Source organism: Streptomyces sp. NPDC054794 (assembly GCF_053611585.1).
In genome coordinates, this window is the sequence record NZ_JBSHAQ010000009.1 from 72,396 (window position 1) to 85,921 (window position 13,526).

General features: G+C 70.4%; 8 protein-coding genes. 3 read left to right on the forward strand and 5 right to left on the reverse strand.

Annotated features, from left to right (window positions below):
- Positions 1-38: 38 nt before the first annotated feature.
- The 4 genes from cydD to hisC form a co-directional block, all read right to left on the reverse strand.
- Positions 39-3,626 (reverse strand): thiol reductant ABC exporter subunit CydD, encoded by a 3,588-nt coding sequence (gene cydD / locus ACWGKT_RS11820; protein WP_453273451.1) that lies wholly within the window; start codon positions 3,624-3,626, stop codon positions 39-41.
- A gap of 60 nt (positions 3,627-3,686) precedes the next feature.
- Positions 3,687-4,691, reverse strand: a complete 1,005-nt coding sequence (gene cydB / locus ACWGKT_RS11825) for a cytochrome d ubiquinol oxidase subunit II (RefSeq protein WP_453273452.1) — start codon at positions 4,689-4,691, stop codon at positions 3,687-3,689.
- Positions 4,692-4,711: 20 nt separating this feature from the next.
- On the reverse strand, positions 4,712-6,220 hold the full coding sequence (locus tag ACWGKT_RS11830; RefSeq protein WP_356143617.1) for a cytochrome ubiquinol oxidase subunit I: 1,509 nt from the start codon (positions 6,218-6,220) through the stop codon (positions 4,712-4,714).
- Positions 6,221-6,611: 391 nt separating this feature from the next.
- The gene (hisC, locus tag ACWGKT_RS11835; RefSeq protein ID WP_235451706.1) at positions 6,612-7,691 is read right to left on the reverse strand and encodes a histidinol-phosphate transaminase; all 1,080 of its coding nucleotides are present in this window, start codon (positions 7,689-7,691) and stop codon (positions 6,612-6,614) included.
- Positions 7,692-8,129: 438 nt separating this feature from the next.
- Between hisC and ACWGKT_RS11840 the strand changes: the two genes are divergently transcribed.
- The 3 genes from ACWGKT_RS11840 to ACWGKT_RS11850 all read left to right on the forward strand — a co-directional run bounded on the left by ACWGKT_RS11840 (position 8,130) and on the right by ACWGKT_RS11850 (position 11,628).
- Complete coding sequence (locus ACWGKT_RS11840) at positions 8,130-9,242, forward strand: LacI family DNA-binding transcriptional regulator (RefSeq protein WP_453273453.1); 1,113 nt, start codon at positions 8,130-8,132, stop codon at positions 9,240-9,242.
- A gap of 261 nt (positions 9,243-9,503) precedes the next feature.
- On the forward strand, positions 9,504-10,580 hold the full coding sequence (locus tag ACWGKT_RS11845) for a metallophosphoesterase (RefSeq protein WP_453273454.1): 1,077 nt from the start codon (positions 9,504-9,506) through the stop codon (positions 10,578-10,580).
- A gap of 181 nt (positions 10,581-10,761) precedes the next feature.
- Positions 10,762-11,628 carry a hypothetical protein gene (locus ACWGKT_RS11850; protein ID WP_453273455.1) on the forward strand — a complete coding sequence of 289 codons (867 nt, stop codon included), beginning with the start codon at positions 10,762-10,764 and terminating at the stop codon, positions 11,626-11,628.
- A 97-nt stretch (positions 11,629-11,725) separates the two neighbouring features.
- Here ACWGKT_RS11850 and thiC read toward each other — a convergent pair whose 3' ends face one another.
- On the reverse strand, positions 11,726-13,519 hold the full coding sequence (thiC, locus tag ACWGKT_RS11855; protein WP_453273456.1) for a phosphomethylpyrimidine synthase ThiC: 1,794 nt from the start codon (positions 13,517-13,519) through the stop codon (positions 11,726-11,728).
- Between the last annotated feature and the right edge of the window lie 7 nt (positions 13,520-13,526).

The window sequence follows — 13,526 nt, forward strand, 5'->3', positions numbered from 1 at the left end:
CCGGCGCCCCCACCGCGGCCCGCTCGGGGCCGTACGGGTCAGCCGGCGGCGACCAGTTGCTCCGCCTCCGCCTCCCGCTGCGCCATCGCGCGCAGCGGCCCGTCCACTGCGGCCAGTTCGGCGTACGGCCCCCGCTGCACGACCCGCCCCTCGTCGAGCACGATCACCTCGTCCACGGCGTCGAGCCCGGCGAGCCGGTGCGTGATGAGCAGTGTCGTACGGCCCTCGGTGGCGGCCAGCAGATCGGCGGTGAGCGCGTCGGCCGTGGGCAGGTCCAGGTGTTCGGCGGGCTCGTCGAGCACGAGGACCGGGAAGTCGGCGAGCAGCGCGCGGGCGAGTGCCAGCCGCTGCCGCTGTCCTCCGGACAACCGGGCTCCATGCTCGCCGACGAGCGTGTCGAGCCCGTCGGGCAGCCCGTCCGCCCAGTCGAGCAGCCGGGCCCGCGAGAGCGCGTCGCGCAGCTCGGCCTCGGTGGCGCCCTTCTTGGCGAGCAGCAGGTTCTCGCGCACGGAGCTGTCGAAGAGGTGCGCGTCCTGCGCGCACAGACCGACCAGCCGCCGCACGTCGTCACCGTCCAGCGCGAACGCGTCCACGCCGGCCAGCGTGTAGGAGCCGGCCTCGGGGTCGAGGAACCGCAGCAGCGCCTGGGCGAGCGTCGTCTTGCCGGAGCCGGAGGGTCCGACCACGGCGACGCGGCGCCCCCGCGCCAGCGTCAGGTCGAGCCCGGCCAGTGCCGCCCGGTGCTGACCGGCGTGCCGGGCGGTGAGTGCCTTCAGGACGACCGGGAACGGCGACGCCGGTGCCTGCCGCGGCAGCTCCGGTTCCCGTACGGGCTCGGGGGCGTCCAGGACCTCGTACACGCGCTCGGCGCTCCGGTGCACGCGCTGCCGGTAGCGCACGGCGAGCGGCAGCCCGAGCACGGCCTCGAACGCGGCCAGCGGGGTGAGGACGACCACGGCCAGGGCGACACCGCTCAACCGGCCCGCGGCGACGCCCTGGACGCCCAGGAGCGCGGCGGCCGCCACGGTCAGTCCGGAGATCAGCGCGGTGAGCCCGTCGCCGAGCGCCGTGGCGGTGGCGGCGCGCGAGGCGATCCGGGTGAGCGTGCCGTCGGCCCGCCGGGCTTCGTGCGTACGAGCCGGCAGCGCGCCGGCGACCGTCAGCTCGGCGGTGCCGGTGAGCAGGTCGGTCACCCGCGTCGCGAGCACTCCTCGGGCGGGCGCGAGGCGCCGCTCGGCGCGCCTGGCCACGGTGGCCGTCAGCAGCGGCACGCCCACTCCGGCCGCGAGCAGACCCGCCGCGAGCGCGGCCCCGGCCTCGGGCAGCAGCCAGGCCGCGAAACCGACGGACGCGGCCGAGACCGTGACCGCCACCCCGGCCGGCAGCAGCCAGCGCAGCCAGTAGTCCTGCAGCGCGTCCACATCGGCCACCAGCCGCGAGAGCAGGTCGCCCCGGCGGGCCGTACGGAGCCCGGCGGGGGCCAGCCGCTCCAGCCGCCGGTACACGGCGACCCGGGTGTCGGCCAGCATCCGCAGCACGGCGTCGTGCGACACCAGCCGCTCCGCGTACCGGAACACGGCACGCCCGATCCCGAAGGCCCGTGTCGCCGTCACGGCCACCATCAGATACAGCACGGGCGGCTGCTGCGCGGCCCGCGAGATGAGCCACCCGGAGGTGGCCATCAGCCCCACGGCGGAGCCGAGCGCGAGACTGCCGAGCAGCAGCGCGAGGACGAGCCGCCCGCGCCGGGGGCCGGACATGCCCCGCACCCGGGCGAGAACACCCCGCCGTGTCCCGCCGCGGCCACCGCCGCCGGTCACCGCACCCGGCACACCGCTGCTCCGGACACCGTCGCCGTCCGCCGCCGCGGTCGGGACGCCCGCGGCCTCGTCGGCCGCATCCACGCTCAGATCCCCGTCGGCCTCCAGGCGCCCCTCGGCCGCGAAGGACGCGGGGGAAGCAGCAAGTTCACCGGAGACGGCCGTGGGGGCGGGAGAGGCCCCCTGGAGGCGCACCACGCGGTCCGCGACGCCCAGCAGCGCCGGCCGGTGGACCACCAGCAGGACCGTCCGCCCCACCGCGAGCCGTCGGACCGCCGCCACGACCTCCGACTCGGTCGCCGCGTCCAGCGCGGCCGTCGGCTCGTCCAGCAGCAGCACGGGCCGGTCGGCGAGGAACGCCCGCGCCAGTGCCAGCCGTTGCCGCTGCCCGGCGGAGAGCCCGGCCCCGTCCTCGCCGAGCACGGTCCCGGCACCCTCGGGCAGCGCGTCCACGAACTCCAGCGCCCCCGCGTCGGCGAGCGCCCGCCGCACGGCGCCGTCGTCCGCCTCGGGTCGCGCGAGCCGTACGTTCTCCGCGATCGTCCCGGCGTACAGGTGCGGGCGCTGCGGCACCCAGGCGATCCGCGAGCGCCACTGCTCCAGGTCGATGTCCGCGAGATCGACTCCCCCGATCCGCACCCGCCCCTCGGTGGGCCGGACGAAGCCCAGCAGGACGTTGAGCAGCGTCGACTTGCCCGCGCCGCTCGGCCCGACCAGGGCCACGGTCTCGCCGGGCTCGACGGTGAAGGAGACGTCCGTCACGGCGTCGGACGACCGCCCGGGGTACCGGACCGTCACTCCCTCGAAGGCCGGCGCGCCCGCGGGCACCGCGTCGGTGCCGGAGGGCGTAACCGGCGTCTCCAGCACGGCGAAGATCTCCTCTGCGGCCGCGAGTCCCTCCGCCGCCGCGTGGTACTGCGCCCCCACCTGGCGCAGCGGCAGATACGCCTCGGGCGCCAGCACCAGGATGACCAGCCCGATGTACAGGTCCATGTCCCCGTGGACGAGCCGCATTCCGATCGTCACCGCGACGAGCGCGACGGACAGCGTGGCGAGCAGTTCCAGCGCGAAGGAGGAGAGGAAGGCGATCCGCAGAGTCCGCATCGTCGCCTGTCGGTACTCGGCGGTGATGCGCCGGATCGACTCGGCCTGCGCCTTGGCCCGCCCGAACACCTTGAGCGTGGGCAGGCCCGCGACCACGTCGAGGAAGTGCCCGGACAGCCGGGAGAGCAAGCGCCACTGACGGTCCATCCGGGACTGGGTGGCCCAGCCGATCAGCACCATGAACAACGGGATGAGCGGCAGCGTCCCGACGATGATCGCCGTCGACACCCAGTCCTCGGTGACGATCCGCGCGAGCACGGCGACCGGCACGACCACCGCGAGCCCCAACTGCGGCAGATAGCGCGAGAAGTAGTCGTCGAGCGCGTCCACGCCCCGGGTGGCGAGGGTGACCAGCGAGCCGGTCCGCTGCCCGCTCAGCCAGCCCGGCCCGAGCGCCGTGGCCCGGTCGAGCAGCCGCCCCCGCAGCTCCGACTTCACGGCCGCGCTCGCGCGATGGGCCGCGAGTTCGGTGAGCCACGCGACAACCGATCGACCCACCGCCACAGCGGCCAACAGCAGCAGGGGAGTGCGGAGTTCAGCCACCGACTGGCCGTGCTGGAACGCCCCGACCACGACATCGGCGATGAGCATCGCCTGGGCGATGACCAGAACTGCCCCGACGGCCCCCAGACCGACGACCGCCACCAGGAAGCGGCGCGTGGCGCGGGCGTACCGCAAAAGGCGCGGATCGATTGGTTTCACGTGAAACATGCCCTTCGGTCCAGGGGGTGCGTTTCACGTGAAACACACCCCCCGACGGACTCAGTGTGCGGGTTCGGCGATGTGCTGTGTGCCGATCCGCTTGCGGAACACCCAGTACGTCCATCCCTGGTAGAGCAGCACGAGCGGCGTGGCGACCGCCGCGCACCAGGTCATGATCTTCAGGGTGTACGGGCTCGACGAGGCGTTGGTGACGGTGAGGCTCCAGTGCTCGTTGAGCGACGACGGCATGACGTTCGGGAAGAGCGACAGGAAGAGCATCGCCACTGCGGCCACGATGGTGATGCCGGACAGGGCGAACGACCAGCCCTCGCGGCCCGCCTGGTTCGCCACGAGAGCGGCGACCAGCGCGACGACGGCCACGACCAGGGCGACCAGGCTCTTGGCGTCACCGTTGTCGACCTGCGTCCAGAGCAGGAAGACCACCGCCACCGCCGCCGTGACGATGCCGACCCGGGTCGCCAGCTTCCGCGCCCGCTCCCGGATGTCCCCGACCGTCTTGAGCGCGGTGAACACCGCACCGTGGAAGGTGAACAGCGTCAGCGTCACCAGACCGCCGAGGAGCGCGTACGGGTTGAGCAGGTCCCAGAAGGTACCGACGTACTCGAAGTGCTGGTCGATCTTCACGCCCCGCACGATGTTGCCGAAGGCGACACCCCACAGGAACGAGGGGATCAGCGAGCTCCAGAAGATCGCGGTCTCCCAGTTGCGCTGCCAGTTCTCCTCGGGCCGCTTCGCCCGGTACTCGAAGGCGACACCCCGGACGATGAGGCAGACCAGGATGACCAGCAGAGGCAGGTAGAAGCCGGAGAAGAGGGTGGCGTACCAATCGGGGAAGGCCGCGAAGGTCGCGCCGCCGGCCGTGAGCAGCCAGACCTCGTTGCCGTCCCAGACGGGGCCGATGGTGTTGATCAGCACCCGCTTCTCGGCCCGGTCCCGGGCGAGCAGCTTGGTGAGGATGCCGACCCCGAAGTCGAAGCCCTCCAGGAAGAAGTAGCCGGTCCACAGGACGGCGATCAGGACGAACCAGACGTCGTGCAGTTCCATGACTGTGCAGCTCCCTCAGCCTAGTACGAGAAGGCCATCGGCTTGTCGGCGTCACGGGAGTCGCCGCCGATCTTCGTGGGCGGGTTGAGGTCGGCCTCCGTGAGCTCGGGCGGGCCGGCCTTGACGTACTTGACCAGCAGCTTGATCTCGACGACGGCGAGGATGGCGTACAGCGCCGTGAGGACGATCATCGAGGTGAGAACCTCGCCCTGGGAGACACCGGGGGAGACCGCGTCCCGGGTCTGCAGGACGCCGTAGACGACCCACGGCTGGCGGCCCATCTCGGTGAAGATCCAGCCCCAGGAGTTGGCGATCAGCGGGAAGGCCAGGGTCCAGATCGCGATGCGCCAGTACCAGGTGGTCAGCTTCGGGCTGAGCGCCTTGTTCTTGAACAGCACCAGGTGCGGCACCTCGTCCTCACCGACCCGCAGATGCTGCGGCAGCATGAACCTCTTGCGGGTCAGCCACAGTCCGGCCAGGCCGAGCGCGAAGGACGACATGCCGAAGCCGATCATCCAGCGGAAGCCCCAGAACGTGACGGGGATGTTGGGCCGGTAGTCGCCGGGCCCGAACTTCTGCTGCTCGGCCTTGTTGACGTCGTTGATGCCGGGGACGTACGAGGTGAAGTCGTCGTTGGCGAGGAAGGACAGCACGCCCGGTATCTCGATGGCCACGGTGTTGTGGCCCTTCTCCACGTCGCCGTAGGCGAAGATCGAGAACGGCGCGGAGTCCTCGCCGTCCCACAGGGCCTCGGCGGCGGCCATCTTCATCGGCTGCTGCTTGAACATGACCTTGCCGAGGACGTCACCGCTGACCGCCGTGAGCAGGCCGGCGATGACCACGGTCACCAGGCCGAGCCGCAGCGAGGTCTTCATCTCGCGGACGTGCTTCTTGCGGGCCAGGTGGTAGGCGGCGATGCCGACCATGAACGCGCCACCGGTCAGAAACGCCGCCGACAGGGTGTGGAAGACCTGGCTGAGCGCGGTGTTCTGGGTCAGTACCGCCCAGAAGTCGGTGAGCTGCGCACGGCCCCTGACCTTGTCGATCTTGTAGCCGACGGGGTGCTGCATCCACGAGTTGGCCGCGAGGATGAAGTACGCCGACAGGATCGTGCCGATCGAGACCATCCAGATGCAGGCGAGGTGGATCTTCTTCGGCAGCTTGTCCCAGCCGAAGATCCACAGGCCGATGAAGGTGGACTCGAAGAAGAAGGCGATCAGCGCCTCGAAGGCGAGGGGAGCGCCGAAGATGTCGCCGACGAAGCGCGAGTAGTCCGACCAGTTCATGCCGAACTGGAACTCCTGCACGATGCCGGTGACGACACCCATCGCGATGTTGATCAGGAAGAGCTTGCCCCAGAACTTGGTCGCTCTGAGGTACTTCTCGTTCTCCGTGCGCACCCATGCCGTCTGCAGACCGGCCGTGAGGGCGGCCAACGAGATCGTCAGGGGCACGAACAGGAAGTGGTAGACGGTGGTGATGCCGAACTGCCAGCGCGCCAGTGTCTCCGGCGCCAAAGCCAACTCCACGTCGCCAGTCTCCTTACTCCGCCTGGGATCGGCGGCAGTTTGCCCCTTTTGTCGCACGCATCACTGGAGCAATCGGGACACGCTTGTGAACGCGTTCACATTCACAAGCAATTATGACGCATACTCGTTCGACGTTGGAGGGGCGGGGGGTCCCTAATGCGGACCGACAGGTCCCCGCAGGTGGGAGCCGGGGCCCATGCCGACGGAGCCACTTCGACACAGGTGGGTCCGTTCCACGTGAAACGGACGCCCGGCCGGTCGTCGCGTCGGGCGCGGTGGTCTTCTGCGCCGACGGCGACGCCCGTCTCCTGGCGACGGTTCGCGACCGCGACCCCGTACGGGTGGAACTCGTGGCCGAGCAGGGCTCACTCGGCCACGAGCCGAGGCCCCGTCAGAACTCCTTGCGGAACCCCTCGGAGACCTTCAGGAAGATGTCGTTCGCCTCGTTCTCGCCGATCGTCACCCGCACACCCTCGCCGGGGAACGGCCGGACCACGACCCCGTGCCGCTCACAGGCCTCCGCGAAGGCGGCCGTGCGCTCCCCCAGCCGCAGCCAGACGAAGTTGGCCTGGGTCTCGGGCACCGTCCAGCCCTGGGCGCGCAGCCCGTCGACCACGCGATTGCGCTCGCACACCAGCGAGCCGACCCGGCCGAGCAGCTCGTCCTCGGCACGCAGCGAGGCGATGGCCGCCTCCTGCGCGATCTGGCTCACGCCGAACGGCACCGCCGTCTTGCGCAGCGCCGCCGCCACCGGCTCGTGCCCGATCGCGAAGCCGACGCGCAGCCCGGCCAGGCCGTACGCCTTCGAGAACGTGCGCAGGACGCAGACGTTCGGCCGGTTGCGGTAGAGCTCCACGCCGTCCGGCACCTCGGGGTCGCGGATGAACTCCCGGTAGGCCTCGTCCAGCACCACCAGGACATCGCGCGGCACCCGGTCGAGGAACCGTTCCAGCTCGGCCCGTCGTACGACGGTGCCGGTCGGGTTGTTGGGGTTGCAGACGAAGATCAGCCGGGTCCGGTCGGTGATCGCGTCGGCCATCGCGTCCAGGTCGTGCACATCGCCCGGGGTGAGCGGCACCCGCACCGATCGCGCGCCACTGATCTGGGTGATGATCGGGTACGCCTCGAAGGACCGCCAGGCGTAGATGACCTCGTCGCCGGGGCCGCTGGTGGCCTGGACGAGCTGCTGGGCCACGCCGACGGAGCCGGTGCCGGTGGACAGGTGGGAGACCGGGACGCCGAAGCGCTCCGACAGCTCGTTCATCAGCCCGGTGCACGCCATGTCCGGGTAGCGGTTGAAGGACGCGGCACTGGCGGTCACGCTCTCCATGACCCCGGGCAGCGGCGGATACGGGTTCTCGTTGGAGGACAGCTTGTAGGCCACCGGGCCGTCGGCCGCGGCGGGCTTGCCCGGCTTGTAGGTGGGGATACCCTCCAGCTCGGCGCGCAGCTTGGGGCTCGTCTCGCTCACCGCAGTCCTCCTCGCGACCACCGGCGGACCGTCAGCGCCGCCGGCTTCCAATACTGCTCACCTTATGAGGATTCGGCGCGCGTGCGTACAGGTGAGGAGCGCCGAGAAAAGTGAGACGCAAACCTCATATGTCCCACCGGCATCACGGGCATCACCCCACGAAGCCGTATCAATCGGGGGGCGCGTCGCACATATATCTACGCGCCGGTGGCTCACGCCCTGGCGCGCATCACCCGTGAAGGTGAGTTGAGACCTCTTCGAGACATCGGACAGTTGGCAGGCCCATGCGTGCCGACAAGTCACGTCTTGCCATTGGAGCGTTCAACTGACTTTCTTTCTAAGGCAGTTGACCCTTTTTGACCATGCAGAAACGTGCCTGTCAACGCGTGCATATGCGTCCGCACTACCCCACCGCATGAGCCCTACTATCGGCTCGCCATGACAGCAGCAGGGAAGCACCAGGTGAGCCGCGCGGAAACCTCACGTCGAGGCAGCCGGCCGGGTCGGGCGGGCATCAGAGACGTGGCCGCCGCCGCCGGGGTCTCCATCACGACCGTCTCCGACGCCCTCAACGGCAAGGGCCGGCTCCCGGACGCCACCCGGCGCCATGTCCGTGAGGTCGCCGACCGGCTGGGGTATCGCCCCTCGGCCGCCGCCCGCACCCTCCGCACGGGGAAGTCGGGACTCATCGGCCTGACCGTGACGACGTACGGGGATGAACCTTTCACCTTCACGGAGTTCGCGTACTTCGCCGAGATGGCCCGGGCCGCCACCTCCGCCGCGCTGGCCCGCGGCTACGCCCTCGTCATCCTGCCCGCGACCTCGCGCCACGACGTGTGGTCCAACGTGGCCCTGGACGGCACGGTGGTCATCGACCCGTCCGACCAGGACCCGGTGGTCAGCGAACTGGTCCGGCAGGGCCTCCCGGTCGTCTCCGACGGCCGCCCGGCCGGCTCGCTCCCCGTCACGGCCTGGGTCGACAACGACCACGAGGCGGCCGTCCTCGGCATCCTGGACCACCTCGCCGACGCGGGCGCCCGCCGCATCGGCCTGCTCACCGGGACGACGACGGACACGTACACCCATCTGTCGACCACGGCGTACCTGCGCTGGTGCGAACGGGTCGGCCAGGACCCGGTGTACGAGGCCTACCCGGCGCACGACCCGTGCGCGGGCGCCGTAGCCGCCGACCGACTGCTGGCCCGCCCGGACCGTCCCGACGCCGTCTACGGCCTGTTCGACCCCAACGGCACCGATCTGCTGGCCGCCGCCCGCCGCTACGGGCTGCGCGTCCCGGACGACCTGCTGCTGGTGTGCTGCAGCGAGTCCACGGTGTACGCCAACACCGAGCCGCCCATCACCACGCTCTCCCTCAAGCCGCGCCGCATCGGCACGGCGGTGGTCCAGCTCCTCATCGACGCCATCGAGGGGGTCGATTCGGACCACCCGGTCGAGCAGGTGATACCGACCGAACTGATCGTGCGCACGTCCTCGCAGCGTCGTCCGCCGCGCACGACGGTCAGCCCGCCGCGGGTTCCGGAGGAGAAGTAGCGCGCGGGCCACGCGGGAGGGGAAGGGGCGGATCGGCCGTCCGGCCGACCGGTCAGATGGTCACCGGACCGTCATCAGGCCGCGAAACCCCTGCCCAAACGGGGCGAAAGCCGCGTTGAACTGGAGTCTTGCTCTGATTCACCACCCCTGGGTCATCACATGGCGCGATCCGCATTCCTATGATGGGCCCACGACACCGCGGGCCGCTGCGACCAGGCAGTCCGAAGCGGTGCAGCTGCGGCGCGATGGTGGAGGGGTCGGATGACTCAGGGGGCCGGTCAGGGACCCGAGGTGGAGCGGACGGCTACGTTGCGCGACTTCCGGGTACCCGGTTACGTCCACGAGACCGGTCCGTACGGCCAGAACACGCACCCCGGCGACACCGTCGCCCCCGTCGAGGAGGGCTACCCGGAGGGGTACACGCCCACCCAGCGCGACCTGCCCGTCATCAATCGGGGTGACACGCTTCAGGTCCCGGTCGAGCCTGCCGCCGCCGCGGCCCCGCAGCCCGTCACCGGGCCGGGCCCGCTGTACGTCGTCGGGGACGTGCACGGCTATGTCGACGAACTGATCGCCGCCCTCCAGGAGAAGGGTCTGATCGACTCGGAGGGCCAGTGGTGCGCGGGCACCACCCGGCTGTGGTTCCTCGGCGACTTCACCGACCGCGGCCCGGACGGCATCGGCGTCATCGAGCTCGTGATGCGGCTGTCCGCCGAGGCCGCCGCGGCCGGCGGCTACTGCAAGGCGCTCATGGGCAACCACGAGCTGCTGCTGCTCGGTGCCAAGCGGTTCGGCGACACCCCCGTCAACTCCGGTGCGGGCACCGCGACCTTCCAGGCCGCCTGGCTGCTCAACGGCGGCCAGAAGACCGACATGGACCGCCTCCAGGACCACCACCTCCAGTGGATGGCCCGCCTGGACGCCGTCGAGGAGGTCGACGGCTATCTGCTCGTGCACTCCGACACCACGGCCTACCTCGACTACGGCGACTCGATCGAGGCGGTCAACGACACCGTCCGCGAGACCATCACCCGCAACGACGCGGACGAGGTCTGGGATCTGTTCCGCAAGTTCACCAAACGCTTCTCCTTCCGCGACGAGGGCGGAGCCGACGCCGTGCGCTCCCTCCTCGACACGTACGGCGGCACGCGCATCGTTCACGGTCACAGCCCCATCCCGTACCTCCTGGGCGAGGTCGGCTCCGAGGACGACGAGGAGGGCAGCGGCCCCCTGGTCGAGGGACCGCACGTCTACGCCGACGGGCTCGCCATCGCGATGGACGGCGGAGTGACCATGGCCGGAAAACTGCTGGTCCAGCAACTGCCCCTGGATATCTGAGCGTTCAACGGGCAGGGGTCTCACGACGGCGTACGCGCAGGCCAGCACCCAATTTCCGGCAACCCCCTGTCACCGCGTGCCGTCGCGGCTCTACCATCGGCTTATCCGTAGCAGGCTCCCCTCCGTTTCTGCCCGACGGCTCGCCGGCGTGCGAGCCCCAAGCCCTACGGAGCATCGGGGGATGCACATGAACAGCGTTCCGCAGCACCTGCACAGCGAGGACCGCCAAGAGTACGAGCGGATCCTCGATGAGGCGCTGCGCTCCGCACCAAACCGGCCGGAACTGGCCGCTATGGGACAGCGGCTCAATCCCGAACAGCTGCGCACCATGGCGCTCAACGCCACCGCACTCATCACGGCGGCCGCGGCGACCGAGTACCAGCATTACGTGAAGGTTCGCGAGGAACTGCGCCAACCGGCGCCGTCCACCCCGTCCTCGACCCGCGCCCCCGGCTCCGGTGAGCCGGGCTCGGGCGCGATGGGGCTCGCCACCTCCCTCGGCGAGGCCGCCGAGACCGCCGGCGCGGGCGCCGTCGCCATCGTCGCGGTCCTCGCTCCCGTCCTTGCCGGAACCGCCGCGGCGATCTTCCTGCTCGTCGGCTACATATTGAAGATGATCGACCCCGCGCCGGCCTTCGCCCAGACGATGCTGACCGCCGGCTGGGTCTTCGGCGCCGTGGCCGCCGCCGCGACCCTCATCGCCGCCGTGGGGCTGCTGCTCACCGCCCTGCGCAATAGCCCCTCGCTGGAGGCCGGAGCCTACGGCGCGGCGAACGCGGAAGTGAGCCGGGCCAGGGAAGCCTGGCGGGATGCGCTACTGGAGCGCGGCATCATGCCGTTCCTGCGGGACGCGCTCGCCGACCCGGGCACGACCGCACTGCAGCAAACGGCCCCGCCGACGCCGACCAGCCGCATGCCGCGCCTCGGCTACGGCCGTCCGGGCTTCAGCAGCCCCGACGACGGCACCACCGCGGGCCCGCGCCCGAGCTTCAGCAGCCCGGACTACACGAGTCCGGACTTCGGAGGCCCGGAGCACCTGCCGGAATAACCCCCCGGCTTGCGCCCCCACCGGGGGCGCAGGTCGGGCAACCGACCTCCGCCCCGGCCGACCGTCGTCGAGTACCGCTCGTGCGCGGGGGCCCGGCTCAGTCCGCGATGGGCAGGTACACCCGGTTGCCCGCCGCAGCGAACTCCTTCGACTTCTGAGCCATGCCCTCCTCGATCTCCCCCCGGCTGCCACCGTGTTCACGACGGATGTCCTGGGAGATCTTCATGGAGCAGAACTTCGGCCCGCACATCGAGCAGAAGTGGGCCGTCTTGGCAGGCTCCGCCGGGAGTGTCTCGTCGTGGAACTCCCGTGCCGTGTCCGGGTCCAGGGCGAGGTTGAACTGGTCCTCCCACCGGAACTCGAAGCGGGCGTCCGACAGCGCGTCGTCCCACTCCTGCGCACCTGGGTGCCCCTTGGCGAGGTCGGCTGCGTGGGCGGCGATCTTGTAGGTGATGACGCCGGTCTTGACGTCGTCACGGTTGGGCAGGCCCAAGTGCTCCTTGGGCGTGACGTAGCAGAGCATGGCTGTGCCCCACCAGGCGATCATCGCGGCACCGATGCCGGAGGTGATGTGGTCGTACGCCGGCGCGACGTCCGTCGTCAGCGGGCCGAGCGTATAGAACGGAGCTTCATCGCAGATCTCCTGCTGAAGGTCGATGTTCTCCTTGATCTTGTGCATCGGGACATGGCCCGGGCCCTCGATCATGGTCTGAACATTGAAACGCTTCGCGATCCGGTTGAGTTCCCCGAGCGTGCGCAACTCCGCGAACTGCGCCTCGTCGTTGGCGTCCGCGATCGACCCCGGGCGCAGGCCGTCGCCCAGCGAGTACGTGACGTCGTACGCGGCGAGGATCTCGCAGAGCTCCTCGAAGTTCTCGTACAGGAACGACTCCTTGTGGTGCGCGAGGCACCACGCCGCCATGATCGAGCCGCCGCGGGAGACGATGCCGGTCTTGCGGTTCGCGGTGAGCGGGACATACGGGAGACGTACTCCCGCGTGGACGGTCATGTAGTCCACGCCCTGCTCGGCCTGCTCGATGACCGTGTCCTTGTAGATCTCCCAGGTCAGTTCCTCGGCCCTGCCGTCGACCTTCTCCAGGGCCTGGTAGAGCGGCACCGTGCCGATGGGGACGGGGGAGTTGCGCAGCACCCACTCGCGAGTGGTGTGGATGTTGCGGCCGGTGGACAGGTCCATGACCGTGTCGGCGCCCCAGCGGGTCGCCCAGGTCATCTTCTCGACCTCCTCCTCGATGGAGGACGTCACCGCGGAGTTGCCGATGTTGGCGTTGACCTTCACCAGGAACCGCTTGCCGATGATCATCGGCTCGATCTCCGGGTGGTTGACGTTGGCCGGCAGCACGGCCCGACCCGCCGCGATCTCCTCGCGGACCACCTCGGAAGAGACGTTCTCGCGGACGGCCACGTACTCCATCTCGGGCGTGATCTCGCCCCGGCGGGCGTAGGCCAGCTGCGTGACGGCCACGCCGTCGCGGCCGCGGCGCGGCTGGCGCGGCCGGCCCGGGAAGACCGCGTCGAGGTTGCGCAGGCCGCCACGGGGCGAGGTGTGCTTGATCCCGTCGTCCTCGGGACGGACGGGACGGCCCGCGTACTCCTCGGTGTCGCCGCGGGCGATGATCCAGTTCTCCCGCAGCGGCGGCAGGCCCCTGCGGACATCGGTCTCGACGAGTGGATCGGTGTATGGGCCGGAGGTGTCGTACAACGTGACCGACTGCCCGTTGGTGAGGTGCACCTGACGAACCGGCACGCGCAGGTCGGGGCGCGAACCCTCGACGTACGCCTTGTGCCAGCCGATGGACTTCCCGGCCTCCCCGTCGTTCGCGGTGGTCGCGTTCTGCGTGGAGGCAGGCGTGCGTGCGTCCTTGATGGTCATGAGACCT

Bases quoted from the DNA above. Each gene is read 5' to 3' on its own strand.
- cydB (WP_453273452.1), bottom strand. From the start codon at position 4,691: ATGGAACTGCACGACGTCTGGTTCGTCCTGATCGCCGTCCTGTGGACC.
- ACWGKT_RS11840 (WP_453273453.1), top strand. From the start codon at position 8,130: ATGACAGCAGCAGGGAAGCACCAGGTGAGCCGCGCGGAAACCTCACGT.
- ACWGKT_RS11845 (WP_453273454.1), top strand. From the start codon at position 9,504: ATGACTCAGGGGGCCGGTCAGGGACCCGAGGTGGAGCGGACGGCTACG.
- ACWGKT_RS11850 (WP_453273455.1), top strand. From the start codon at position 10,762: ATGCACATGAACAGCGTTCCGCAGCACCTGCACAGCGAGGACCGCCAA.
- thiC (WP_453273456.1), bottom strand. From the start codon at position 13,519: ATGACCATCAAGGACGCACGCACGCCTGCCTCCACGCAGAACGCGACC.